21 protein-coding genes are annotated in these 23,549 nt (G+C 73.3%); 9 read left to right on the forward strand and 12 right to left on the reverse strand.

Annotation, left to right across the window (positions count from 1 at the left end; translation table 11 throughout):
- Position 1 precedes the first annotated feature (1 nt).
- Genes ACZ60J_RS10650 through ACZ60J_RS10660 form a run of 3 tightly spaced genes read right to left on the reverse strand, consistent with a single transcriptional unit; the run spans position 2 to position 3,098 of the window.
- Positions 2-832, reverse strand: a complete 831-nt coding sequence (locus ACZ60J_RS10650) for a carbohydrate ABC transporter permease (protein ID WP_469680571.1) — start codon at positions 830-832, stop codon at positions 2-4.
- Positions 829-1,752 carry a carbohydrate ABC transporter permease gene (locus ACZ60J_RS10655; RefSeq protein WP_469680572.1) on the reverse strand — a complete coding sequence of 308 codons (924 nt, stop codon included), beginning with the start codon at positions 1,750-1,752 and terminating at the stop codon, positions 829-831. The genes ACZ60J_RS10650 and ACZ60J_RS10655 overlap by 4 nt, the downstream gene beginning before the upstream one ends.
- Positions 1,749-3,098, reverse strand: coding sequence for an ABC transporter substrate-binding protein (locus ACZ60J_RS10660; protein WP_469680573.1), 1,350 nt, complete (start codon positions 3,096-3,098; stop codon positions 1,749-1,751). Before ACZ60J_RS10660 ends, ACZ60J_RS10655 begins: the two co-directional genes overlap by 4 nt.
- Positions 3,099-3,360: 262 nt before the next feature.
- Here ACZ60J_RS10660 and ACZ60J_RS10665 point away from each other — a divergent pair, with 262 nt between their 5' ends.
- Positions 3,361-5,337 (forward strand): carbohydrate-binding protein, encoded by a 1,977-nt coding sequence (locus ACZ60J_RS10665; RefSeq protein ID WP_469680575.1) that lies wholly within the window; start codon positions 3,361-3,363, stop codon positions 5,335-5,337.
- A 22-nt stretch (positions 5,338-5,359) separates the two neighbouring features.
- Here the strand turns inward: ACZ60J_RS10665 and ACZ60J_RS10670 are convergent, their stop codons facing one another.
- Positions 5,360-6,070 carry a TetR/AcrR family transcriptional regulator gene (locus tag ACZ60J_RS10670; protein WP_469680577.1) on the reverse strand — a complete coding sequence of 237 codons (711 nt, stop codon included), beginning with the start codon at positions 6,068-6,070 and terminating at the stop codon, positions 5,360-5,362.
- A 155-nt stretch (positions 6,071-6,225) separates the two neighbouring features.
- Here ACZ60J_RS10670 and ACZ60J_RS10675 point away from each other — a divergent pair, with 155 nt between their 5' ends.
- A complete protein-coding gene (locus tag ACZ60J_RS10675) occupies positions 6,226-7,167 on the forward strand; it encodes an SDR family oxidoreductase (RefSeq protein ID WP_469680578.1) in 942 nt (313 codons plus the stop codon).
- 101 nt (positions 7,168-7,268) lie between these two features.
- Here ACZ60J_RS10675 and ACZ60J_RS10680 read toward each other — a convergent pair whose 3' ends face one another.
- Together ACZ60J_RS10680 and ACZ60J_RS10685 are read right to left on the reverse strand one after the other, a co-directional pair.
- Positions 7,269-7,685: a PaaI family thioesterase gene (locus ACZ60J_RS10680; protein WP_469680580.1), complete on the reverse strand. Its 417-nt coding sequence runs from the start codon at positions 7,683-7,685 to the stop codon at positions 7,269-7,271.
- Positions 7,686-7,749: 64 nt separating this feature from the next.
- The gene (locus ACZ60J_RS10685; RefSeq protein ID WP_469680582.1) at positions 7,750-9,774 is read right to left on the reverse strand and encodes an oxidoreductase; all 2,025 of its coding nucleotides are present in this window, start codon (positions 9,772-9,774) and stop codon (positions 7,750-7,752) included.
- Positions 9,775-9,977: 203 nt separating this feature from the next.
- Between ACZ60J_RS10685 and ACZ60J_RS10690 the strand changes: the two genes are divergently transcribed.
- Together ACZ60J_RS10690 and ACZ60J_RS10695 are read left to right on the forward strand one after the other, a co-directional pair.
- Positions 9,978-10,691: an alpha/beta fold hydrolase gene (locus ACZ60J_RS10690; protein WP_469680583.1), complete on the forward strand. Its 714-nt coding sequence runs from the start codon at positions 9,978-9,980 to the stop codon at positions 10,689-10,691.
- The gene (locus tag ACZ60J_RS10695; RefSeq protein WP_469680585.1) at positions 10,688-11,503 is read left to right on the forward strand and encodes a hypothetical protein; all 816 of its coding nucleotides are present in this window, start codon (positions 10,688-10,690) and stop codon (positions 11,501-11,503) included. Before ACZ60J_RS10690 ends, ACZ60J_RS10695 begins: the two co-directional genes overlap by 4 nt.
- A 16-nt stretch (positions 11,504-11,519) precedes the next feature.
- Here the strand turns inward: ACZ60J_RS10695 and ACZ60J_RS10700 are convergent, their stop codons facing one another.
- On the reverse strand, positions 11,520-12,485 hold the full coding sequence (locus ACZ60J_RS10700) for a universal stress protein (protein ID WP_469680587.1): 966 nt from the start codon (positions 12,483-12,485) through the stop codon (positions 11,520-11,522).
- A 48-nt stretch (positions 12,486-12,533) separates the two neighbouring features.
- A complete protein-coding gene (locus ACZ60J_RS10705; protein ID WP_469680588.1) occupies positions 12,534-12,890 on the reverse strand; it encodes a hypothetical protein in 357 nt (118 codons plus the stop codon).
- 185 nt (positions 12,891-13,075) lie between these two features.
- On the opposite strand from ACZ60J_RS10705, the gene ACZ60J_RS10710 reads away from it, so the two are divergent.
- Positions 13,076-13,525 carry a universal stress protein gene (locus ACZ60J_RS10710; protein WP_469680590.1) on the forward strand — a complete coding sequence of 150 codons (450 nt, stop codon included), beginning with the start codon at positions 13,076-13,078 and terminating at the stop codon, positions 13,523-13,525.
- Between the two features lie 24 nt (positions 13,526-13,549).
- Here ACZ60J_RS10710 and ACZ60J_RS10715 read toward each other — a convergent pair whose 3' ends face one another.
- Both ACZ60J_RS10715 and ACZ60J_RS10720 read right to left on the reverse strand, forming a co-directional pair.
- Positions 13,550-14,479, reverse strand: a complete 930-nt coding sequence (locus ACZ60J_RS10715) for a serine/threonine dehydratase (protein ID WP_469681494.1) — start codon at positions 14,477-14,479, stop codon at positions 13,550-13,552.
- A 112-nt stretch (positions 14,480-14,591) separates the two neighbouring features.
- Entirely contained in the window at positions 14,592-15,236 is a 645-nt protein-coding gene (locus tag ACZ60J_RS10720; protein ID WP_469680592.1) for a TetR/AcrR family transcriptional regulator, read from the reverse strand.
- A 204-nt stretch (positions 15,237-15,440) separates the two neighbouring features.
- Here ACZ60J_RS10720 and ACZ60J_RS10725 point away from each other — a divergent pair, with 204 nt between their 5' ends.
- The 4 genes from ACZ60J_RS10725 to ACZ60J_RS10740 all read left to right on the forward strand — a co-directional run bounded on the left by ACZ60J_RS10725 (position 15,441) and on the right by ACZ60J_RS10740 (position 21,656).
- Complete coding sequence (locus ACZ60J_RS10725; protein WP_469680594.1) at positions 15,441-17,156, forward strand: ricin-type beta-trefoil lectin domain protein; 1,716 nt, start codon at positions 15,441-15,443, stop codon at positions 17,154-17,156.
- A 119-nt stretch (positions 17,157-17,275) separates the two neighbouring features.
- On the forward strand, positions 17,276-19,612 hold the full coding sequence (locus ACZ60J_RS10730; protein WP_469680596.1) for an alpha-N-acetylglucosaminidase: 2,337 nt from the start codon (positions 17,276-17,278) through the stop codon (positions 19,610-19,612).
- Between the two features lie 179 nt (positions 19,613-19,791).
- Complete coding sequence (locus tag ACZ60J_RS10735) at positions 19,792-20,022, forward strand: hypothetical protein (RefSeq protein ID WP_469680597.1); 231 nt, start codon at positions 19,792-19,794, stop codon at positions 20,020-20,022.
- Positions 20,023-20,042: 20 nt separating this feature from the next.
- Entirely contained in the window at positions 20,043-21,656 is a 1,614-nt protein-coding gene (locus tag ACZ60J_RS10740) for a molybdopterin-dependent oxidoreductase (RefSeq protein WP_469680598.1), read from the forward strand.
- A 26-nt stretch (positions 21,657-21,682) separates the two neighbouring features.
- Here the strand turns inward: ACZ60J_RS10740 and ACZ60J_RS10745 are convergent, their stop codons facing one another.
- On the reverse strand, positions 21,683-22,669 hold the full coding sequence (locus tag ACZ60J_RS10745; RefSeq protein WP_469680600.1) for a metallophosphoesterase family protein: 987 nt from the start codon (positions 22,667-22,669) through the stop codon (positions 21,683-21,685).
- Positions 22,666-23,514, reverse strand: coding sequence for a hypothetical protein (locus ACZ60J_RS10750; RefSeq protein ID WP_469680602.1), 849 nt, complete (start codon positions 23,512-23,514; stop codon positions 22,666-22,668). Before ACZ60J_RS10750 ends, ACZ60J_RS10745 begins: the two co-directional genes overlap by 4 nt.
- Positions 23,515-23,549: the final 35 nt, after the last annotated feature.

The raw sequence follows: 23,549 nt of genomic DNA on the forward strand, positions 1-23,549 counted from the left end.
GTCACTCCTTCACGGCGCCGGCGAGCAGGCCGGACACGAACTGGCGCTGGAGCGCGAGGAATACGAGGGCCATCGGGATCGCGGCGGCCGCGGTTCCGGCGAGGATCGCTCCGTAGTCGGTCTCGTCGAGGCCCTGGAGGGAGGCGAGGGCCACGGGGACGGTGAACGTGGCGCTGTCGCGCAGGACGATCAGCGGCCAGACGAAGTCGTTCCACTGGTACAGGAACAGGAAGATCGCCAGGGCGGCCAGCGCCGGTTTCATGGGCGGGAGCACCACCTTCCAGAACAGCCGCAGTTCGCCGCAGCCGTCCATGCGCCCCGAGTCGAGGAGTTCGTCGGGGAGCGCGGCCATCGACTGGCGCATCAGGAAGATGCCGAAGGGCAGGGCCAGGTTGGGCATGATCACCGCCTGGTACGTGCCCAGCCAGCGCAGTTCGGCCATCAGCTGGAAGAGGGGCACGAGGGTGACCTGGGCGGGGACCACGAGTCCGAGCATGAGCAGGCCGAACAGCGGTTCGCGCCCGCGGAAGCGGTACTTGGCGAAGCCGTAGCCGGCGAGGGTGCAGACGGCGCCCGCGCACACGGTGTAGATCGCCGCGATGAGAACGGAGTTGAGGAGCACCCGGCCGAACTGCGCGGTGTCCTGGAGGGTCCGGAGGTTCTCCGCCAGATGGCCGCCGGGCAGCAGCGGCGGCGGGCTGTCGAAGATCTCCCCGGAGCTGTGCGTGGCGGCGACCACGAGCCAGTAGAAGGGGATCAGGACGGCGGCCAGCGCGATGGCGAGTCCGGAGGTGAGCAGGATGCTCCTGCCGCGGTGGCGGGCGGCGGTCATGACTTCTCCCCCAGGAAGCGGAACTGGATCACGCCGAGGATGCCGATGAGGACGGCGAGGGCGTAGGCGATGGCGGAGGCGTAGCCGAAGTCGAAGTACTTGAAGGCGTTCTGGTAGAGGTACACGCCGATGGTCAGGGTGGCGTTGTCCGGGCCGCCGCCGGTGAGCACGTACGGCTCGTCGAAGATCTGCAGGGTGCCGATGGTGGACAGCACCGTGGTGAGCAGCAGGGCGGGGCGCAGGCCCGGCAGGGTGACGTGGCGGAAGGAGGTCCAGGCGCCGGCCCCGTCGACGGAGGCCGCGTCGTACAGCTCGGCAGGTACGGACTGCAGGCGGGCGAGCAGGATCACCGCGTTGTAGCCGGTGTAGTGCCAGGTCAGCGCCAGGCCGAGGGAGACCTTCGCCCACAGGGGGTCGGTCAGCCACGGCACCGGGTCCAGGCCGGCCAGGCCCGTCAGCCAGTTGACCAGCCCGTAGTCCTTGTTGAGGAGGACGGAGAAGATGATCCCGTAGGCGACCAGCCCGGTGACCATGGGCAGGAAGAAGCCCAGCCGGAAGACCGTGCGGCCGCGCAGCAGCGTGGAGTCGAGGGCCACGGCCAGTCCGGTGGCGAGGGCCAGCATGACCGGCACCTGGACGGCGAGGATCACCGCGGTGTTCTTCAGGGCGGTCCAGAAGAGCGGATCGCCCATCAGCCGCGTGTAGTTGTCGGCGCCGACGAACCGTTCGGTCCCGCCGACGGTCTTGTGCAGGCTGATCACGAAGGACCGGCCGATGGGGTAGAGCTTGAAGGCGGCGAAGAGGAGCAGCGCGGGCAGGACGAAGAGGTACGGGGCCGGGCGCCGGCGGGGCCGGGTGCGCGGGGCCGTCCCCCGGGAGGGGACGGCCCGGGTCTCGCCGCCGGTGAGCGTGACGGTCATCGGGAGACCTTGCGTCCGGTCTGCTGGGCGAGCTGGTCGGCGGCCTCCTTGAGCACCTTCGCCGGGTCGGCGCCGCCCAGCAGCACCTTGGACTGGGCGTCGGTGACGAGCTTGAGGGCGCGGGCGTAGTCGGCGGTGTAGTTGAAGGCGGACGAGGGCGCCTTCAGGGCCTCCAGGAAGACCTCGCCCTTCTTCTGGCCGCCGAAGAAGGGGGACGGCTCGTGGAAGACCGCGTCGTCGTACGCCTTCATGAGGGCCGGGGCGATGCCCTTGCCCTTGTAGATCTGCACCTGGGAGGCGGGGCGGGTGAGGACGAACTCGACGAAGGACCAGGCCGCGGCCTGGTGTTTGCCGGCGCCCGCCACGGCGAGGTGGGTGGAGTTGACCGTGGCCGCCGTCGAGCCGCCCCGGCGGACGGCCGGGGGCAGCCGGACCTTCCACTTCCCGGCCTCCTCGGGCACCTGCTCCTGGATGATGCCGCCGAACCAGGTGGGCATGGGCAGGACGGCCGCGGTCCCCTGCTTGAGGGAACTCATCAGTGCGTTCCAGCCGCCGGCGAGATCGCTGACCAGGCCGGCGTCGTTCATCGTCTTGATGAGGGTCATGGCCTTCACGGCCTCCGGGGAGTCGAGCGTGATGTCCCCGGCGAGGCTGAAGTAGAAGGAGCCCTGGAGCTGGAGCAGCATCTGGAAGAAGTTGGCGGCGTCGGCCTGTGAGGCGGGCTTGTCGATGCCCAGCAGGTGGGCGCCGGTCTTCGCCTTGATCTCCTTTCCGGCTTCGATGGTCTCCTCCCAGGTCTGGAGGGCGCCGGCGTCGATGCCCGCCTTCTCGAAGAGGTCGGCCCGGTAGTAGAAGCCCGCCGAATTCGCCTCCCAGGGGAGCGCGTTGACGCGCTTGCCGTCGGGGGACACGGTCTGCCACATGCCCTGCGCGAAGGCGTCGCGGTAGGCGTTCGCGCCGAGCGGGCCGAGGTCGGCGAGGCCGCCGGGGAACTTCTCCACGTAGCCCGGCAGGTAGTCGACGCCGATGTGCAGGACGTCGGCGAGACCCTGGCCGCCGGCGGCGAGCCCGGTGGTGATCTTGTCCCAGATCGCCGGGTTGCCGATGTCCTCGACCGTCACCTCGATCCCGGGGTACGTCTTGTTGAACTCCGGTACGAGGGACTTCATTTCGGCGGCGGGACCCTGCCAGGACCAGACCGTGATCCTGCCCTTGTCCTTCTCCCCCGCGGCTCCCGAGACCCCGCCCTGGCCCGTGCCACCCGTTCCGGAACAGGCGGTCAGGCCGGTGAGCCCGGCCCCCGCGGCGATCGCGCCACCCAGCTGCAGCACTCTCCGACGTTCCATTCCCATACCTGACCCACCCCTGCTCGCACCGTTGCGGAAGCCGACTGGCCAGGACTGTAGCCAGGCCGACTCTCGACTTGCAAGAGTTCGATGAAATCTTTCAGTTCGATCTGGCAGATAATTTTGACAAGGTCATTGCAAATCTTCCGGCGGGGTTGCTAGCGTGCCGCCCGCCCTGCTCCGCGCAGGCCGGCCGGCCCACTGCACGACCACCGCACGGCCACCCCACCCCACCCCACCCCACCCCCTCAGGGAGAACCCGATGACGCGTTCCCGTGTGTCGCTGCTGTCCGCCCTCGCCCTGCTCCTCCCGTTGACCCCGCTCGCCCTCGGCGGCCAGGCCGCAGCGGCCGCGCAGGGTGTGCAGGGTGCGCCCGCGCCGCTCACCGTCACCAACCCGGGCTTCGAACAGGGCAGTACCGGCTGGCAGTTCACCTCCGGAACCGGGGTCGCCACGAACTACCCGCACGGCGCGGCCCGGCTCGCCTACCTCGACGCCGGGTCCGGGATGAAGGTGTCCCAGACCGTGACGGCAGCGGGCCGGGGTGCGTACGACATATCCGCCTGGATCGCGACGGGCGGGCCGAACGGCCGCTACACCGCCCGCGTCAACGGCGCGGTCGCCGGCACGCTCACCCTGCCGAGCGCGGCGAACTACCGCCGCTACACGCTCAGCCGGATCGCCCTGGCCCCCGGGGACAGGCTGGAGATCGCCTTCGAGTCGGGGGACGGCTGGGTCAACGCCGACGACGTGATGCTCTCCCCGGCCTCCCCCGCGGACCCGCGGGTCAGCTCGTCCGACCCGAAGATCGTCGAGATGTTCGACTGGTCCAAGCGCAAGGCCAACAGCTGGGTCCACCTGCCGGGCACGAAGGGCCCGCTCAACGTGGACGAGAACCGCACCGGCGGCAGTGGCACCGGCACCTACGCCGCCTCCTACTGGGCCGGGTACGCCAACCGCAGCGGCTACTACTCGCGCGACATGGCCCACCAGCTGTCCGGCGCGGGAGTCCTCGCCCTGCACGCCGAGAACAAGTCGATGCTCCGCTCGTTCGCCGCGTCCGCCACCCCCGCGCACAAGTACTACCCGGCGTGGGCCTTCAACTTCGACACCTCGACCTACCTCTCGATCGACTACAAGAGCCCGACGAACTTCGTCCGCGAGGTGCCGGCCACCTTCGAGCTGGTGCAGAAGTCCGAGGAGGCCTACCGCTGGAGCGGGGACCGCGCCTACCTCGACGATCCGGCCCTGTGGAACTTCTACCGCCGCGCCACCGACGAGTTCGTCACCCTGCACGACGGCCTCAAGGACAACGGCGCGGTGAAGGTGGCCGAGGGCACGGGCCAGGGCATCTTCCAGGGCACCGCCAGCTACAACGAGCAGAGCGGAGAGCCCCTCGCCGAGGCGGGCGACGCGATCGGCTCCCAGTACCAGGCCTACCTGGCGATGGCCTCGCTCGCCCGCTCCAAGGGGGACCGTACGCTCGCCGACCGGTACGAGACCAAGGCCCGGGAGCTGAAGACCTACTTCAACTCCACCTGGACCGGGACCGGTTCGGGTGCGGACATGGTCCGCGGGTACACCACGGACGGGCGGGCCCTGACCGGCTGGGGCATGGAGAACAGCTGGTTCATGCCGATGAAGGGGATCCTCGAACCCGGCGCCCGCCGGGAGGCCTACCTCGACTACGTGGACCAGCAGGCCTCGGGTCCGGGCCGGCCCTCCAACATCGAGGCCCTCACCTACCTGCCGGACACCTTCTTCCGGAACAACCGCAACGACACCGGCTGGAAGTGGATGAAGGACGTCTACGACCACAAGGACATCCAGCACGTGAACACCAAGCAGGGGACCAACGGGGACTACCCGGAGGTCTCCTTCACCCTGCTCGGGCAGACCGTGCAAGGCCTGATGGGCGTGGCCCCCGACGCGCCCGCGCACGCCCTGACCACCCAGTCCCGGCTGCCCTCGGGCATGGACTGGCTGCGCATCGACGACCTCCGGGTCGGCGGCTCGGCCTTCTCCCTGCGCCACGACGGGGCGACGCGGTCCTCGCTCACGCACACCTCGGGCAACTGCCCGTACACCTGGGAGGCCCGCTTCCCCGGCACGTACGCCACGCTCACCGTCGACGGGGTGGCCCGGCCGGCCCGCACCAAGGTGGTGGACGGGGTGACCTACAGCTACGTGACCCCGGTCGTGGCCCCGGGCCGCACGGTCACCGTCCAGGCCGGCTGACCCCCGCGGGCGGACCGGCCGTTCACTCCGGACGGTCCGCCCGCGCCAGCAGCCCGGACAGCAGGACCTGCAGCGTGTCGCGCAGCGTGTCGGCGAAGTCCAGGCGCAGGACGGCGAGCGAGGGGTCCGCCTCGTAGGCGGCGCGCATCGCGGCGGACGGGTTGGAATGGGCCCAGACGGCCCCCGTGAACATGATCGCGGAGGCGACGAAGCGGAAGGCGCCCGCTTCGCCCAGCTCCGGCAGGTGCGCGGCGATCCGCCCGGCCACCGCGGTGGCAACGGCGACGGCGGCCCGTTTGTACTGGGCGGCGACCTGCGGGGAGACGTTGCGCTCCAGGACGGCGGCCTGGGCGCTGGTCAGGTCGCAGAGGACGGGACGCTCGGCCAGGGCCCGCGCCAGGTGCCCCGCGAGCCGGTCGGCGCGCTCGGCCGGGGTGCCGGCCTCCACACCGGCCGCCGCCTCGGCCTCGGCCTCGGTGAGCACGCCGTCGAGGTGGGCGGCGAACTCGCGGAAGGCATCCGCGAGCAGTTCGAGCAGGACGTCCTCGCGGGACTCGAAGTAGCGCAGCACATTCGATTTGGCCAGTCCCGCCCGGCGGCTGAGCTCGTTCAGGGTGACCTGGGCGACCGGCATTTCCATGAGCATCGCGGCCGTCGCGTCGAGGATCGCCCGGCGGCGGGCGGCGCGCTGCTCCTCGCTGCGGGCGCGCTGGAAGTTCGTAGGCGTGGACACGGTGCCAGCTTACAGACCGCGGGGGCTTTAGAGACCCGCGGTCTGTTGTTATCAGACCAGCGGTCTGCTAGCTTCGGGGAAGGCGGACAGACCGCCGGTCTCTTATTTTTCGACCCACCGAACCCCCTTGCCTGCCCTGCCCCGAGGAGCACGCCATGTACGCCGTCCCCGACCAGTCCGGAACGTTCGCCGTCGTCACCGGCTCCAACAGCGGTACGGGCAAGGAGGCCGCCCGCCGCCTCGCCGAGGCCGGAGCCCGCGTGGTCCTGGCCGTCCGCACCCCCGCCAAGGGGGACCGGGCCCGGGCCGAGATCCTGGCCCGGCATCCCGGGGCCCAGGTCGAGGTGCGCCGGATCGACCTGGCCGACCTCGCCTCGGTCGAGGCCTTCGCCGACGGGATCCTCGCCGACGGAACCCCGCTCGACCTGCTCGTCAACAACGCCGGGGTGATGGCCCCGCCGACCCGCATGACCACGGCCGACGGCTTCGAGGTCCAGTTCGGCAGCAACTTCCTCGGCCCGCTGGCCCTGACCGTGCGGCTGCTGCCCGCGCTGCTGGCGGCCCGCGCACCGCGGGTGGCCACGATGAGCAGCGGCACCGCGAACTTCGGCCGGATCGACTTCGCCGACCTGCAGTGGGAGCGGCGGCGCTACAGCCCGATGCGCTCCTACGCGCAGTCCAAGCTGGCCGATCTGATGCTGTCCCGGCACCTGGCGGTCCTGGCCGCCGAGAACGGCTGGCCGCTGCGCAGCACCGCCGCGCACCCCGGGTACACCAAGACCAACCTGCAGACGGCCGGAGCGAGCCTGGCCACGGGCCGGCCCTCCCTCGGGAGCCGGATTCTGTACGCGGTGGACTTCCTGCCGAAGCAGGAGGTCGGGCCCGGTACCGAGCCCCTCCTGTACGCCGCCACCAGCCCGGACGCGGCGGCCGGCGGCTACTACGGCCCGGGCGGCCGGTTCGGCCTGGTCGGTCCGAGCACGGAGGCCCGCATCACCCGCCGGGCCCTGGACCCGGCGGCCAACGCCCGGCTCTGGTCCGCGGCGGAGCGGCTCACGGGCGTCGGCCCGGCCGCAGCCGTAGCCGCGGGGCGGTGACCGGGCCCTGACCCGACCCGTCGACCGGCTCCCGCGAGCCCCCGGGCCGGCTCCCCCGCAACGGGGTCGGCAGCAAGGTCAGCAGGATCGCCCGCCGGAGATCACCCGAGCAGGGCGTAGACCGTGGAGGCTTTGGCCGCCGGCTCCTGGGAGCCGTCGGGGGTCATCGTGATGTCGGCGAAGGCCATCCGCTTGCCGAGTTTGGTGATCCGTACGTCGATCAGCACATCGGCGCCCACCACCGGCCGCTGGAAGCTGGTGGACTGCTGGACGGTGGTCATCGGGCCGTACGCCCCGCGCGCGGCGGAGACGGCGATGACGGTGGCGGTGTCCGCGGCGGCCATCAGGGCCTGGCCGGACAGGCCCCCGCCGTCGCGGGCGAGGGTATCGGACCAGGGCAGCCGCAGGACGGCGTGCCGTTCGCCGGTCTCCTGGACGGTGAGTCCGAGGGCGAGCACCCAGGGGGCGAAGTTGTCGTGGAGGATCTTGTCCGCGTCTGCCGGTGTCAGCGTCGTCACCAGGTGATTGTGGCGGCCCGGGCCGGGCCGCCACAACACCCCCGCCACGCGCGAGTGGTGGGTCTCAGAGGGTGGCGGCCAGCTCGGTGCCCTGGCGGATGGCCCGCTTGGCGTCGAGCTCGGCGGCCACGTCGGCGCCGCCGATCAGGTGCGCCTCGACACCGGCCGCGCGCAGGTCCTCGTACAGGTCGCGGCGCGGTTCCTGGCCGGTGCACAGGACCACCGTGTCGGCGGGTACCAGGCGCTGCTCGCCGTCCACCGTGATGTGCAGGCCCTCGCTGTCGATCCGGTCGTACGCGGCCCCCGCGACGGAGACGACGCCGCGGTGCTTGAGCTCCGCCCGGTGGATCCACCCGGTGGTGGTCCCGAGCCCGGCGCCGACCTTGGTGGCCTTGCGCTGGAGCAGGTGGACCTGGCGCGGCGGGGCGGGGCGCTCGGGGGCGGCGAGTCCACCGGGGCCGGTGTAGGCGGTGTCCACACCCCAGTGGCGGAAGTAGACCTCGGGGTCCTGGGAGGCGCCTTCGCCGCTGTCGGTGAGGAACTCCGCGACGTCGAAGCCGATTCCGCCGGCGCCGAGGACGGCGACGCGCTGTCCGACGGGGGCGCCGTCGCGCAGGACGTCGAGGTAGCTGACGACGTTGGGGCCGTCGACGCCCTCGATCTCGGGGATGCGCGGGGTGACTCCGGTGGCGACGACGACCTCGTCGTAGCCGCGCAGGGTCTCGACGTCGGCGCGGGTGTTCAGCTTGACCTCGACCGCGTGCTCGGCGAGCTGGGTGCCGTAGTAGCGGATGGTCTCGTCGAACTCCTCCTTGCCGGGGATGCGGCGGGCGATGTCGAGCTGGCCGCCGATGTGGCCGGAGGCTTCGTAGAGGGTGACGGCGTGGCCGCGGCCGGCCGCGGAGACGGCGCAGGCCAGGCCGGCCGGGCCCGCTCCGACGACGGCGACGCGCTTCTTCAACTGGGTGGGAGACAGGACGAGTTCCGTCTCGTTGCAGGCGCGCGGGTTGACCAGGCAGGTGGTGAGCTTGCCGCTGAAGGTGTGGTCCAGGCAGGCCTGGTTGCAGCCGATGCAGGTGTTGATGGTCTCGGAGCGGCCGGCGGCGGCCTTGGCGACGAAGTCGGCGTCGGCGAGGAAGGGGCGGGCCAGCGAGACCAGGTCGGCGCGGCCGTCGGCCAGCAACTCCTCGGCGATCTCCGGGGTGTTGATGCGGTTGCTGGTGACGAGGGGGACGGAGACCGCGCCCATCAGCCGCTTGGTGACCCAGGTGTACGCGCCGCGCGGAACGGAGGTCGCGATGGTGGGGATGCGGGCCTCGTGCCAGCCGATGCCGGTGTTGATGATGGTGGCACCGGCCGCCTCGATCTCCTTGGCGAGGTGGACGACCTCGTCGAGGGTGGAGCCGCCGGGGATCAGGTCGAGCATCGAGAGGCGGTAGACGAGGATGAAGTCGTCACCGACGGCCGCGCGGGTGCGCCGGACGATCTCCAGCGGGAAGCGCACGCGGTTCTCGTAGGCCCCGCCCCAGCGGTCGGTGCGCTTGTTGGTGGCGGCGGCGATGAACTCGTTGACCAGGTAGCCCTCGGAGCCCATGATCTCGACGCCGTCGTAGCCGGCCAGCTTGGCGAGGCGGGCGGCGCGGACGAAGTCCTCGATGGTCCGCTCGACTTCGGCGTCGGTGAGCGCGTTCGGGACGAAGGGGCTGATGGGGGCCTGGAGGGCGCTGGGGGCGACCAGGTCCTTGTGGTAGGCGTAGCGGCCGAAGTGGAGGATCTGCATCGCGATCTTCCCGCCCTCGGCGTGCACCGCGTCGGTGACCACCCGGTGCTCGGCGGCCTCCTCCTCGGTGGTGAGGCGGGCACCCCCCTCGAAGGGGCGGCCGGCGTCGTTCGGGGCTATGCCGCCGGTGACGATCAGGCCGGCGCCGCCACGGGCGCGCTCGGCGTAGAAGGCGGCGAGGCGCTCGAAGCCCCGCTCGTGCTCTTCGAGGCCGGTGTGCATGGAACCCATGATCACGCGGTTCGGCAGGGTGGTGAAGCCGAGGTCCAGGGGGCTCAGCAGGTGCGGGTACCGGCTCTGGGAACTCATGGAGGCGCCTCCTCGCGCGGGGGTGATGCTCCTGTTCTAGCTGAGCGCCCGCTTATTATGCAACTAGGTGCACAATCGAGTGCGGAGCTCCACGTCCCGCGGCTCCGGGAAGCCCCCGGGATCCAGGGCCCGCGCCGAAGGGCCTGTGGCGCAGTTCACGGCCCGGGTGATCGCCGAGGACGGGGGCCGGTACCCTCGGCCGGATGACGCCCGAGCCCGGCACCACCCGGCCGACCGAGCAGCACACCGTGACGGTGAACGGCGGAGTGCGCCTCGCCTACGAGGTCACCGGCCCGCCGGCCGGACCGCCGGTGCTCCTCCTTCCCGCACTGGGCGAAACCGCCGCGGACTGGGCGCCCGTACGCGACGGACTCGCGCGGGACCGGAGGGTGTTCGCCCTGGACCTGCGCGGCCACGGAGCCAGCGCACGGCCGTCCGCGTACTCGCTCCCGCTGATGCGGGACGACGTACTGGGCTTCCTGGACGCCCTCGGCCTCGACCGGGTGGACCTCGTGGGCCACTTGATGGGCGGTGTCGTCGCGTACCTGGCCGCCTCCGCACAGCCGCACCGCATCGGCCGCCTGGTCCTGGAGGACGCGCCCGCGCCGCTCCCCCGCGAGGCCGTGGCACCCGTACGCCCCGAGGGCGAGCTCGCCTTCGACTGGGCGATGGTCCTCGCGGTCCGCCCCCAGCTCGACCGCCCCGACCCGGCCTGGCCGGCGGACCTGTCCCGCATCACGGCCCCCACCCTGGTCGTCCACGGCGGCCCCACCAGCCACCTGCCGCCCGACTCCGCCGCCGAGCTCACCCGGCTCATCCCGGACGCCCGACTGATCACCCTCCCGTACGGCCACCTGATCCACGCGGCCGCGCCCGGGGAGTTCACCGCGGCCGTCTCGGCCTTCCTCGCGGCATGACCCCGGAAACGGAGCCGCACCCGGAAACGGAGCCGCACCCCGAGACGGCCCTCGCCCGGAGCTGGCTCGCCGAGGACGGGCTGACACAGGGCACCGACGGCGTGTGGTGGTACGCGGAGCCCGACGCTCCCGGTGACCCGCCCCCGGAAGCCATGAGCACGGACGACATCGCGGAGACCTACGGATTCCTGGTCTTCGACGACGAGCGGATCGGCCCGGCCGACCGGGTCCGCGTGGCGCTCGGCCTGATGGACCTGGTCGGCAGCCACATCCTGGTGCACCGCCCGATCCACACGGTGCACCTCGGACCGGCGGGGCCGCTGCCGAGCGAGGTCCTCTGGGGCGGGTACCGGCGGCGCCTGGAGGGCGAGCCTGAGCCGGAGGCCGTCGTCGCCTCGCTCTGGCTCGACTGGTTCGAGCACGGACTGACCAGCGCGACCGCCTTCACCGAGGTGCTGGGCCGGGATGCCGGGCGGATCCGCGCCGGGGCCCCCGCGGGGTTCCTGCGGCGGACCCGGCGGGTCCTGGAGTGCTCCGGACCGGTGCCGTGGGCCGCCAAGGAGCCCGCCTACCGGGCGGCCGCGGCCGTGCCGGAGCTGCACACGGCCGTATTCCGGGCCCTTCGCGGCAGCTACCACGACCTCTTCGGGCAGCTGGAACCCCCTTCGGCACTGGCCCTGTTGGACACGCTGACCCTGCCGCCCGGAACCGAGCACCTGGCCGCGCTGCGCACCGTACTCGCAGCCGGGCACGCCAACCACTACCGCGCTCCGGACGCGTGGCGGCAAGCGGCGGGACCCCGGACCGGCTGATCCGGTCCGGTCCGGTCTACCCGGCCCGTACGGGAACCACCGCCACCGGGCACAGGGCGTGCAGGAGCACCGCGTTGGACACCGAGCCCATCAGGAGGGAGGGGGCGCGCAGGCGGCGGCGGTGACGGCCCACCACGATGAGGTCGGCGTGCTGGGAGGCGGTGACCAGGCGGCCCGCCGGGTCGCCCGGGGTGACCACCGCTTCGACGGTGACGTCGGGGTAGTGCCTGGTCAGGTACGGATGGAGTCGGGTGCGCTGGTCCTCGGCGAGTTCCCGGGCCGTTTCGGTGGCCCCGCCGCCGGCCGCGCCCGGCGGGTAGCCGCCGCCGCGCTCCGCGACGAGGGAGCCGACCAGGGTGAGCGAGGACAGCGGGACCGGGTGCGTGGAGACGACCTGGAGCACCGCGTCCCGGCGGCGGGCCTCCGCGAAGGCGAAGTCGACGACGTCCTCGGAGGTTTCGCCGGGTGCCAGGCCCAGGACGACCCTGCGCTCGCCGCCCGGGGCCGGCGTTCCGGGCTCCTGGGTGACGAGCCGCGCGCTGTGCGGGACGACCACGACCGGGCAGGGCGACTGGGCCGCGCACACCCGGCTGTTGGAGCCGAGCAGCAGGCTGGCGAAGCCGCCGAGCCCGCGCGAGCCCATGACCAGCAGCTGCGCCCCCGCCGCGAGTTCGGTCAGGGTGGCGGAGGGGGTTCCGTCGCGGGAGACGCAGGTGACGGGTGGCAGGTCCTCCCGCCCGGCCAGCCGGTCCCGCACCGCGCCCAGCACCGGATCGGTGTCCCAGTCGGGTGGCGGTACGAGCGACTCCCCGGGGGCGTGGCCCCGCGGGGAGTCCGGCCGTACGTGTGCCACGTGGAGCGCCGCTCCTCGCGTGCGGGCGGCGTCGAGGGCCCAGTCCAGGGTCCTCAGGCTGTGTTCCGAGCCGTCCACCGCGGCCAGGACGGGCCTGGCGGGGGCGGAACCGGCCGAGTTGGTCTGCATGCCTCCACCTTCCGGCGGAGCCGGCCCGGCGGGCAGGGACCGAAGGCCCTACTTCATGCGGTAGTCGGCCTTCTCGGCGAGCTTGCCGTCCTTGTAGCAGAAGCGCAGCACCGTATCGCCGTTCCCGGAGTCGGACAGGTACCAGGAGCACTGGCTGCCGTCGGGCACGGCGGGGCCGCCGTCCTTGAGGGCCGAGGTGACGAAGCTTTCGCCGGACGGCAGCTTGGCGCGGACCTCGGCCTCGGAGTCGCCGACGCTGACGCCCTCGTACACCTTGTGGTCGACGAGGGTCTTGTCGGCCACGTCCATGACCTTGCCCACCCCGAACAGCAGCGCCACCAGCAGCCCGATCCCCAGTACCCCGGCCACCGCACAGCCGATCAGACATCCCTTGCGTCGCGCCACGTCGAGAGCTCCTCGTTCCCCTTCGGACGACCTCCGTCCGTGGTCCCGACTCTCGCAAGTGCGGGCCGCCGCCGCTGTTCTCCAAAGTCTCGGGACCGCGCAACGATCGTCGTTCGAGGCCGGAGCCGGTGCGGCGTGTATACAGGGATGAGAACGATCATTCGGACGAAACGTGAGGAACCATCGTGAGCCAGAACACCGAGCCTCTGATCGTCGTCGGCGTGGACGGTTCGAACCACTCGAAGCAGGCCCTGCGCTGGGCCGCGGCGCAGGCGAAGCTCATCGGCGGCCGCGTGCACGCCGTGATGAGCTGGGAGTGGAACACCAACCCCTTCGGCGTCAGCCCGGCCGAGCAGACCGAGCTGGTCCACGCCGAGGACGCGGCCCGGCAGAAGCTCGCGGACACCGTGGCGGAGGCGGTCGGCACCTCGCCGGGGGTTCCGGTCTTCCGCCGGGTGGAACAGGGCTCGCCCGCGCAGGTGCTGGTGGAGGCCTCGAAGGAAGCGGCGCTGACGGTCGTCGGCACCCGCGGCTACGGGGGCATCAAGGGCGCGCTGCTGGGCTCGGTGAGCCAGCAGGTGGTGCAGTACGCGGCCAGTACGGTCGTCGTGGTCCGCGAGGACGGCTCCGCCTGAGGGACTCCCGCGGGCCCCGCCCCGTCAGGACGGCGCCGCGCCCAGGTCCGCCGGGTCGGTGTTGGCCCCGCAGAGCACGACGGCGACCCGCTCGCCGAGCGGCCCGGGCGCGGTCCGTACGGCCGCCAGGGCGGTGGCCGCGCCCGCTTCGACCACGATGCGGTGCTCGTCCCAGAGCGCGCGCCGGGCGGCGGTGATCGCCGCGTCCGGAACCAGGACGGATACGGCGTTCGGCTCCCGTACGGCGGCCAGCGCGTCGGCGGAGACCCGGGTGGCTCCGAGCGAGTCGGAGGCCACGGAGTCCACCGGGACGTCCACCGGCCGGCCGGCTTCGAGGGCCGCGTTCAGGGCCCGGCAGTTCTCCGGCTCGGCCGCGACGACCCGTACGCCGTGTTCCCGAGCGGCGGTCGCGATGCCGGCGAACAGCCCGCCTCCGCCGACCGCGACGACGACCGTGTCCAGACCGGGCAGGGCGGTGCGGATCTCGTCGAGCAGGGTCCCGGCGCCCGCGGCGATGAGCGGGTGGTCGTACGCGTGGCTGCTCAGCGCCCCGCTCCCGGCGGCGAACTCCCGGCAGGCGGCGAGCGCTTGGGCGTACCGGTCGCCGACGAGCCGTACGTCGGCCCCGTAGCCGCGCAGTCGCTCCACCTTCACGCGCGGGGCCGTGCCCGGCAGGAACACGGTGGCGGGTACGCCCTCGGCGCGGGCCGCCCAGGCGCAGGCGAGCCCGGCGTTGCCGCCGGAGGCGATGGTGACCCCGGCATCGGGGAGGGTGCCGGCGTCGCGGTGGGCCACGAGGAAGTTGCGGGCGCCGCGCGCCTTGAAGGAGCCGGTGTGCTGGAGGTACTCCAGGGCGTACGAGATCCCTCCGCCCGCCGGTACCACCGCGACGGGGCGCACGGCCCCGGCGATCCGTCCGGCGGCGGCGCGCACGGCGCCGTAGTCGAGGGGCATCGCGTCGAGCGGCACCGCGTCGAGGTGAGGTGAGTCGGACTGCCCCGCGTCGAGCGGCACCGCGTTCAGCTGCTGTTCCATGGACCCGTACTCCTGTCGTTCGGCACTCTCGTCAGGCTCCGGCGGGCCGGTTCGCCTCGATCAGCTGGCGCAGGGCGCCGTAGTACACCTCGTGGTCGGTCAGCGCGGGCAGTACGTCGGCCAGCCCGGCCGAGAGCACGGGGAACTCCTCGGGGTCCAGGGCGGCCAGCGCCCCGCGCGAGGCGGCGGTGGCGGCGGCCGGGTCCCGGTGGTCGACGAAGGCCGCGCTGCCCAGGGTCAGCAGGTACATCCGCCGGTACGCGGTCATCGCCTCGGCGGGGGTCATGCCGGCGGCCACGCTGTCGGCGAGCGCCGGTTCCACGAGCCGGGCGAGCAACTGCCGGCCGAGCCAGGGGCGGCCGCCGCGCAGGATCATCAGCCCGGGGTGCGCCGCGAGGAGCCGGTAGAGGGCGGTGAACCGCTGCTCGGCGGCCTCCGCCCAGCCCACCCCGGCCGGGATGTCGGGCAGCTGGGCGGCCAGGTGCTCGGTGCAGAGGTCGAGCAGCCCGGCGAGGTCGGTGCACCGGCGCTGGACGGTGGCGTGCGAGACGTCGAGCTGCTCGGCGAGCGCGCGGAAGCTGAGCGCGGCGGGCCCCCGCTCGTCGAGGATCCCCAGGGCGGCGGCGGCGATGGCCGCGGGTGTGGCGCGGTCCAGGGCGGCTGATCTTCTCGGCATGAGATACACCGTATCATCCACCGTCACAGCCAATGTCACAGCCATCGTCACGTACGACGTACGGTACGTCGTATCGCCCCCTTCGTACGTACTCGACTACACCCAAATTGCTGGTCATTGGCATATAACCCCCGACTTATGTTGACAGCGGGTAGTCACACCGCTGCACTGAGCCCTCGACAGCCCCCACGTCAAGGAGACTCCGTGCCGCCTCGCCTGCGTGCGTCGCTCCCCTGCCTGACCGCGGCCGCCCTGCTCGCCCTCGTGCTCTGCCCCGCCCCTGCGGCGGCCGAGCCCACCGCGACGTCGGACACCCCGCTCGCGCTCACCCCGCCCATGGGCTGGAACAACTGGGCGCACTACATGTGCGACATCGACGAGGCCAAGGTCGTGGCGAACGCGGACGCGCTCGTGGCCACCGGCCTGGCCGCCAAGGGCTACGACACCGTCACCATCGACGACTGCTGGATGACCAAGAGCCGCGACGCGGACGGCAATCTGGTCGTCGACACGGAGAAGTTCCCGCACGGCATGGCCTGGCTCGGCGCGTACCTGCACGCCAGGAAGCTGAAGTTCGGCATCTACCAGGACGCCGGCTCCCTCACCTGCGAGCGCTACCCCGGCAGCGGCTCCCCCGAGGGCGGCGGCCCCGACCACTACGCCCGCGACGCCCGGCAGTTCGCCTCCTGGAAGGTGGACTACGTCAAGATGGACGGCTGCAACCTCTGGGTGCCCGAGGGCAAGACCAAGGAGCAGGCCTACCGGGACGCCTACAACTCCGTCGCCCGGGCGCTGCGCGACAGCGGCCGGGACATGGTGCTGTCCGCCTCGGCGCCCGCCTACTTCCAGCAGGGCGAGTGGGGCGGGTCCGACTGGCACAAGGTGATCGACTGGGTCGGCGAGACCGGTCAGCTGTGGCGCGAGGGCCGGGACATCAAGGTCTACAAGCCGACGGCCCCGGACACCTCCCGCTGGAGCTCGGTCATGGGCAACTACGGCTACAACCGCTGGCTCGGCCGGTACGCCGGTCCCGGCAACTGGAACGACCCCGACTTCCTGATCGCGGGCGCCCCCGGACTCACCGCGGCGGAGAGCCGCAGCCAGGTCGGCCTGTGGGCCATGATGGCCGCGCCGTTCATCCTGTCCTCGCAGGTCTCCGAGCTCACCCCGGACGGCCTCGCCGCCCTGGGCAACACCGACCTGATCGCGCTGGACCAGGACCCGATGGGCGTCCAGGGCACGGTGGTCTCCTCGAACGCCACCTTCGACATCCTGGTGCGTCCGCTGGCCAACGGCGACCGCGCGGTCGCCGTGCTCAACCGGTCCGGCGCCGTCCGCGACATCCGCGTACCGCTCGACGAGCTCGGACTGGACTCCTGCACCGTCGAGGCGAAGAACCTGTGGAACGGTGAATCCCGGGAGCTCTCCGAGACCTTGACCGGAACGGTCGGCGCGCACGACACGGGCGTCTGGCGGCTCACCCCGCACACCGGCTGCGCCGAGGCCGTGCCCACCGGGCAGATCGCCGGCCGCGGCTCCGGCACGAACGCCGCCTGCGCCGACGGGGCGAACACCACCGGCGTCGGCGCCGTCGTGATGGCCGCCTGTACGGGCGCACCCGACCAGCGCTGGACCGTGGGCCGGGACAGCAGCCTGCGCCTGGCCGGTGCGTGCCTGTCGGCGGGCGAAGCGGGCCTCGTGGAGCTGGCCGACTGCTCCGACGGGCGGCAGCGCCGCGCCCCGGGCCAGAGCTGGACGCCCCGCCGGGACGGAGCCCTGGTCGAGGACACGAGCGGGCTCTGCCTGACGGCGCCCGCCCCCGCGGCGGCCCCCGTCGAACCGGGCACCCCCGCCGAGCGGCTGCGGCTGACGCCCTGCGGCGACCACCAGGTCGACCAGGCGTGGGCCCTGCCGGTCTGACGGCCGGGCCCATGGGGAAGCAGACGAGGCACCAGACGAGGACGCACCCACCCACCGAGCCGAACGAGCCGGCCGCAGCACCGGGGCCGCCCGAGCCGACGAGAACGAGGACGATGCGCATGCCGGTCCCCCTCCCCCACCGCGGCCGGGCCGCCCGGCGGGTGCGCCGCCGGGTCACCCTGGCCGCGCTGCCCGCGGCCCTGCTCACCCTGGCCGTCGCCGGGGCGGCCCCCGGAGCGGCCGCCCCCGCCGCGGGGACGGCTCCGCCCTCTGCGGAGGCGGCCGCTCCCGCCGTCCGGTCCTCCGGGCGGGCCGGGCCGGGGCACACCGCGACGGCGCCCGCGCCCCGGCCGCGGGCCTTCGACGCCGCGCCCGCGCGGGCCTCCCTGCAACGGCTGCTGCCGCGCCACGCGGGGCAGTTCACGCTGGTGCCCGACCCGGGAGCCGGGCCCGACACCTTCACCGTGTCCGGTACGGCCGGCGCGATCACCGTCCGGGGCTCCACCGGCGCCACCCTGCTCACCGGGGTCGGCTGGTACCTCCAGCACGTCGCCGGGGCCGACATCGGCTGGCCCGGCGACAGCATCGGCCTGCTGCCCGCCGAGCTGCCGGCGGTGCCCGCCCCGGTCACCCGCAGCGCGCAGGTGCCGCACCGGTACGCGCTGAACGACACCGACGACGGGTACTCCGGCCCGTACCGCACCTTCGAGGAGCACCAGCGGCAGATCGACCTGCTCGCCCTGCACGGCATCAACGAGGTGTTCGTGCAGGTCGGTGCCGAGTACCCGTACTACCGGGCGCTCCAGCAGTTCGGCTACTCCGCCGAGGAGCTGCGGGAGTGGATCCCCGGTCCGGGCCACCAGAGCTGGTGGCTGCTGCAGAACCTGAGCGGCTTCGGCGGCCCGGTGTCCGAGGAACTCATGCGCGGACGGGCCGAGTTGGGCGGCAGGATCGCCGAGCAGCTGCGCGGCCTCGGCATGACCCCGGTGCTGCCGGGGTACTTCGGGACGGTGCCGCCGGCCTTCGCCGGACGCAACCCGGGCGCGGTGACGGTTCCGCAGGGCGACTGGGCGGGCTTCGAACGGCCCGACTGGCTGGACCCGGTGTCGCCGCCCTTCGCCCGGCTGGCCGCCGCGTACTACGCGGAGCAGCGCGCGGTGTTCGGGGACAGCACGATGTACCGGATGAGCCCGCTGCACGAGGGCGGGCAGACCGGCTCGGTGGACGTGAAGACGGCCGCCGGGGCGGTGCAGCAGGCCCTGTGGGCGGCCCATCCGGGCGCGCTGTGGGCGGTGCTCGGGTGGCAGGACGACCCGACCAAGGAGCTGCTGGCCGGGGTGGACACCTCGAAGCTGCTGATCCTGGACGGGCTCTCCGACCGCTACAACCGGCTGGACCGCGAGACCCGTTGGGGCGGGACCTCGTACGCCATCGGCTCGATCTACAACTTCGGCGGGCACACGACGATCGGGGCCAACACCTCGGTGTGGATCGACCGGTACCAGTCCTGGCGGGCGAAGCCCGACAGCGCGCTGAAGGGCATCGCCTACCTCCCCGAGGCCACCGGGACCAATCCGGCGGCCTTCGACCTCTTCACCGACCTGGCCTGGGAGCCCGGCCCCGTCGACCAGCAGAAGTGGTTCGCCGACTTCGCGGGCCGGCGGTACGGCGCCCCGGACGCCGCGGCCGCCGCGGCCTGGGAGGAGCTGCGCAAGGGCCCGTACAGCACCTCCTCGGGGCTGTGGTCGGAGTCCCAGGACAGTCTGTTCAGCGCCCGGCCGAGCCTGACCGCGGTGGGGTCGGCCTACTGGAGCCCCAAGGCGATGCGGTACCAGGCCGGTTCGGTGCGCCGGGCCCTGGACCACCTGCTGGAGGTCGACCCCCGGCTGCGCGGCTCCAGCGCCTACCGCTTCGACCTGGTGGACACCGCCCGACAGGCCCTCGCCAACCATTCGCGGGTGCTGCTGCCCCGGATCAAGGCGGCCTACGACGCCCGGGACCTGGCCCTGTTCCGGCAGCTGACCGCCGACTGGGCCCATCGGGAGCAGCAGCTGGACGCGCTCGTCGGGTCCGACCCGAACTTCCTGCTCGGCTCCTGGCTGTCGGCGGCCCGCGCGCACGGCGCGGACGCGGCCGAGCAGGACCGGTACGAGTACGACGCCCGCTCGATCCTCAGCGTGTGGGGGCGGCAGAGCACCAGCGAGGGCGGTTTCCTGCACGACTACGCGAACCGCGAATGGAGCGGCCTGATCAGCGAGTTGTACGCCCGGCGCTGGTCCTCCTACTTCGCCTCCCTGGAGGAGGCGCTGGTGCGGCGTGCCGCGCCGAGGGCGATCGACTGGCACGCCTTCGAGGACGACTGGGCCAAGCTCACCACCCGCCACCCGGCGCGGCCGAGCGGTGACCCGTACACCCTGGCGAGCGGTATCGCAGCCACCCTTCCCGAGGTCAACTGACCTGCACGACACGGGAGATCGGAGTCCCCCGGTCGGGGGACATCAGGGCCGACCGGGTCACGCTCCGGCGCGGCACCGGGTTGACTGAAGGACACTGCCGGAAACGGAGCAGGGGCGGTCGCCGGAGCCATCCGGCGGCCGCCCTTTCCGACGCCGCCCTCGCCGGAAGGACGCCCGCCATGTCCGAGACCGACCCGCACCCCACCTCCCCGACGCTGGAGCTGCTGGCCCTGCTCACCTGCGGGGCCCCAGCGCCCGACACCGCCCGGTTACGGCCGCCCGCGGACCGTGACCAGCAGCTGCGGCACCCTTCGGAGCTGCGGGAACGGCTCACCGACGGGATCGTGGAACTGCGCAAGCGCCGGCAGAACGAGGCACCCTGGTACCTGGGGGGACACATCCCGACGTAGCGGGGCGGCGGTGACTCCGCATGATCCGTACGAATCCGCAGCGGACCGGTCCCGGCACGCCCCGCGCGCCCCGCAGGCCCGGCCGCGCCGCGCTCGCCGCCGTCAGCGGACTGCTCGCCGCCTTCGCCGGGCTCGCCCTGGCCCAGCTCGCCGCGGCGGCGGTCCGGCCCGAGGCCGCCCCGGTCACCGCCGTCGGCGGGGCCGTGGTCGACGCGACCCCGGCCGCCGTCAAGGAGTGGGCGATCCGCCGGTTCGGCACCGACGACAAGCTGGTCCTGACCCTGGGCATCGGCGCCCTGCTGGCCGCCGTGGCCATCGCGGCCGGACTGCTCGCCGTACGCCGCCCCGCCGCGGGCACCGCGCTCGCCGCCGCCTTCGGCGTGCTCGGCGCGGCGGCCGCACTCGGCCGGCCGGAGGCGGCCTGGCAGGACGCGCTGCCCTCGCTGGCGGGCGGGTTCGCCGCCGCCGGAGTGCTGTACCTCCTGGTCCGAGCCGTCCCGCGGCCCCGTTCGCGGCCCTCCGGCGCAGGCCCGCCCGGCGCCATGGACCGCCGCCGTTTCGGCCGCCTCGCCCTGGCCACCCTGGCCCTGTCGGCCGGAGCCGGGTACGCCGGGCGGCGGCTCGGCGCCTTCGGGGACGCGGGGGCCACGGCCTCGCGGGCCGCGTTCGTGCTTCCCCCGCCCACCGTGGCGGCTCCGCCCGTACCGGCCGGGGCCGAGCTGCGGATCCCCGGAGCCACCCCCTTCATCACCCCCAACCGGGCGTTCTACCGGGTGGACACCGCGCTGGTCGTCCCGCGCGTGGACGCGGACACCTGGCAGCTGCGCGTGCACGGGGACGGGGTCTCCAGGCCCCTCACCCTGGGCCTGCGGGAGCTGCTCGCCCGTCCCCTGGTCGAGCACGACGCCACCCTGACCTGCGTGTCGAACGAGGTCGGCGGCCCGTACGCGGGCACGGCCCGCTGGCTGGGCGTGCGCCTCGCCGACCTGCTCCGCGAGGCGGGGGTGCGGCCGCCTTCGCAGGGCGGACCCGCGGACCAGCTCGTGGCGCGCTCGGTGGACGGGATGACCCTCGGCACCCCCGTCGAGGCCGTGATGGACGGCCGGGAGGCGCTGCTGGCCGTGGGCATGAACGGCGAGCCGCTCCCCTTCCGGCACGGCTTTCCCGTCCGGATGATCGTGCCGGGCCTGTACGGGTACGTCTCCGCGTGCAAGTGGCTGCGCGAGCTGCGGCTCACCACGTTCGCCGCCTACGACGCGTACTGGGTGCGCCGCTCCTGGGCGCAGCAGGCGCCGGTCAAGACCCAGTCGCGCATCGACACCCCGCGCCCCTTCGCCGAGGTCGCGGCGGGCCGGGTGGCGGTCGCCGGGGTGGCGTGGGCGCTGCACCGGGGCATCGCGCGGGTCGAGGTACGGGTGGACGCGGGCCCGTGGCGGGAGGCCCGGCTCGGCGCGGCGGACGGGGAGGACACCTGGCGCCAGTGGCTGTGGCTCTGGGAGGCGGCTCCCGGCGGGCACACCCTCCAGGTCCGCGCCACGGACGGCACCGGCGCCGTACAGACGCAGGAGCGCGCCGGCACCCTCCCCGACGGCGCCACCGGCCACCACACGGTGACGGTCCGGGTGCGGGGCTGAGGGGCCGTCCTTCGAAGCGGGTCCCGTCAGCAGGAGACGGCCGCGCCCTCGGCCGGGCAGACCATGGCGGCCGGGCCGGCCAGGGTGCGGGCTTCGTGGAGGAGGCCGGGCGGGGTGGCGGGGCTGAGGGTCCAGACGACGGCGCCCCCGCCCGGCGGCGGCGGGACGGCCGCGAACCGGTCCCGCAGCTCGGCCTCGGCGGTCTCCGGGTACGGGAGGTGGAGCGTCTCGTAGCGCACCGGGGCCGTGTCCACCGGGAGGATGCCGACCCGGCGAGGGTGGTCGCCGGGGGCCGGATCGATCAGCAGCTCCGTGAAACCGCGGCCGCCCGTCTCTCCGGGGCCGCGGGCGTGCGTGTTGCCCGGGTAGGCGGCGAAGGCGCCGGCGCCGGGGAGCAGCCGGTGGTGGACGTGGCCCAGCGCCCAGTAGTCGTAGCCGGCGCGGGCCAGCGTCCGCGGGTCGGCCGGTGCGCAGATCCGGCGGCTCCAGGCCCCGTGCAGGCTGGTGTGCAGCAGCCCTATGTTGACGGCGCCGGGGGTCGCGGACGGGAAGCCGGCCGCGAGGTCGCGGCGCTCGTCGGGCTCCGCCACCGACTGGCCGTGGACGGTGATGCCGAGGTCGGGCCAGATCACCGACTCGGGGGCGTCGGCGCCGAGCCAGCGCACCGAGGGCGGGAGCTGCAGTTTGTGCGGCAGCGGGGTCTCGGCGTCGTGGTTGCCCGACACGACCACCGTGCGCAGGCCCGCCTCGTGGAAGGCGCCGAGGGCGTCCTGGCAGGCGGCCAGTGCCCGGGCGTCGCTGTGGCGGCGGTCGAAGACGTCCCCGGCGATGAGCACCGCGTCGTAGCCGCCCTCGACGATGCGGCGCACGGCCGCGCGCAGGGCCTCGTACGGGGCTTCGCTGCGGTCTATCGCGGGTGCGCCCGGGTAGTCCGCGAGCCCGCGCAGGGCGGAGCCTATGTGCAGGTCGGCCAGGTGGGCCACGCGTATCGGGGCGGTCGCGGGGGCGTTCACGAGCCGAGGACGAGTTCGGTCTTGAAGGCGTCCCGCTCCAGCAGCCAGCCCTCGGCGCGGAGCTTGCCCATCAGGTCGGAGCGCAGCTCGACCGCTTCCCGCAGGGTGCGCCCCTTGGCGGTGATCTCGGCGAACCAGGCCAGCTCTCCGGAGGCGGTCCGCAGCCGGCTGACTTGCGTCTCCATCGCGTGATCGAGCATCCGGCCAGGGTAGTTGGCCTGTCTTACGGGACCGTGGAGTCGGGATGAAGCGGTGACCGACTCCGCCCAACCGGCAGGTTTCGCAGCCCACTTGGCGAGCTTTCCGGGGAGGCGCTCCAGGACCAGCGCGCGGGAGGCGTCGAGCCCCGGGAGTTCGCCGGGCTCCAGGCCCGGGACCGGCCGGCACTTCTTGTTGGTGAAGTCGAGGGTGGCGCGGCTGTGGCTGAGGTTGACCTGGACGGAGTAATTGCCGTCGTCCGCACAGAAGTTGTGAGCGGTCGCCCGGTCCATCACGCGCCGCACCGCGGCCGGGTCCGTGCCGTCGCCCTCGATGTCGAAGCGGGCCTTGTAGGCGAGGCGGATCCGGTTCTCGTCGTCGTGGCGCCGGATCCGGACGATCCAGCCCTGTCCGCCCAGGCTGCGCCCGGCGTCGTCCATGTACTGGGCGACCTCGAAGCGGCCGGGCGCGCCGAGGGACAGCGCGGCGGCCGCGGCGGCCGTGGGCAGGCCGTCGGCGTCGAGCACCCGGTCCGGGTCGACCAGCAGCTTGACCTGGTAGCCCGCGCGCACCGGAATCACCGGCGACATCCTGGTGCGCACCCCGGAACGGATCCGGCGGCTCGCCGCCTTCTGCACTTTCTTCATGCTCTGCGTGTTCTGGACTTTCTGCGTTTTGCGCA

Source organism: Streptomyces sp. NPDC104226, assembly GCF_055584085.1.

Excerpts from the sequence above, each read along its gene's own strand:
- ACZ60J_RS10655 (WP_469680572.1), bottom strand. The coding sequence starts at position 1,752 with ATGACCGTCACGCTCACCGGCGGCGAGACCCGGGCCGTCCCCTCCCGG.
- ACZ60J_RS10690 (WP_469680583.1), top strand. The coding sequence starts at position 9,978 with ATGACGCCCGAGCCCGGCACCACCCGGCCGACCGAGCAGCACACCGTG.
- ACZ60J_RS10700 (WP_469680587.1), bottom strand. The coding sequence starts at position 12,485 with ATGCAGACCAACTCGGCCGGTTCCGCCCCCGCCAGGCCCGTCCTGGCC.
- ACZ60J_RS10750 (WP_469680602.1), bottom strand. The coding sequence starts at position 23,514 with ATGAAGAAAGTGCAGAAGGCGGCGAGCCGCCGGATCCGTTCCGGGGTG.
- ACZ60J_RS10740 (WP_469680598.1), top strand. The coding sequence starts at position 20,043 with ATGATCCGTACGAATCCGCAGCGGACCGGTCCCGGCACGCCCCGCGCG.
- ACZ60J_RS10720 (WP_469680592.1), bottom strand. The coding sequence starts at position 15,236 with ATGCCGAGAAGATCAGCCGCCCTGGACCGCGCCACACCCGCGGCCATC.
- ACZ60J_RS10715 (WP_469681494.1), bottom strand. The coding sequence starts at position 14,479 with ATGCCCCTCGACTACGGCGCCGTGCGCGCCGCCGCCGGACGGATCGCC.
- ACZ60J_RS10685 (WP_469680582.1), bottom strand. The coding sequence starts at position 9,774 with ATGAGTTCCCAGAGCCGGTACCCGCACCTGCTGAGCCCCCTGGACCTC.
- ACZ60J_RS10675 (WP_469680578.1), top strand. The coding sequence starts at position 6,226 with ATGTACGCCGTCCCCGACCAGTCCGGAACGTTCGCCGTCGTCACCGGC.
- ACZ60J_RS10730 (WP_469680596.1), top strand. The coding sequence starts at position 17,276 with ATGCCGGTCCCCCTCCCCCACCGCGGCCGGGCCGCCCGGCGGGTGCGC.
- ACZ60J_RS10650 (WP_469680571.1), bottom strand. The coding sequence starts at position 832 with ATGACCGCCGCCCGCCACCGCGGCAGGAGCATCCTGCTCACCTCCGGA.
- ACZ60J_RS10695 (WP_469680585.1), top strand. The coding sequence starts at position 10,688 with ATGACCCCGGAAACGGAGCCGCACCCGGAAACGGAGCCGCACCCCGAG.
- ACZ60J_RS10665 (WP_469680575.1), top strand. The coding sequence starts at position 3,361 with ATGACGCGTTCCCGTGTGTCGCTGCTGTCCGCCCTCGCCCTGCTCCTC.
- ACZ60J_RS10660 (WP_469680573.1), bottom strand. The coding sequence starts at position 3,098 with ATGGAACGTCGGAGAGTGCTGCAGCTGGGTGGCGCGATCGCCGCGGGG.
- ACZ60J_RS10735 (WP_469680597.1), top strand. The coding sequence starts at position 19,792 with ATGTCCGAGACCGACCCGCACCCCACCTCCCCGACGCTGGAGCTGCTG.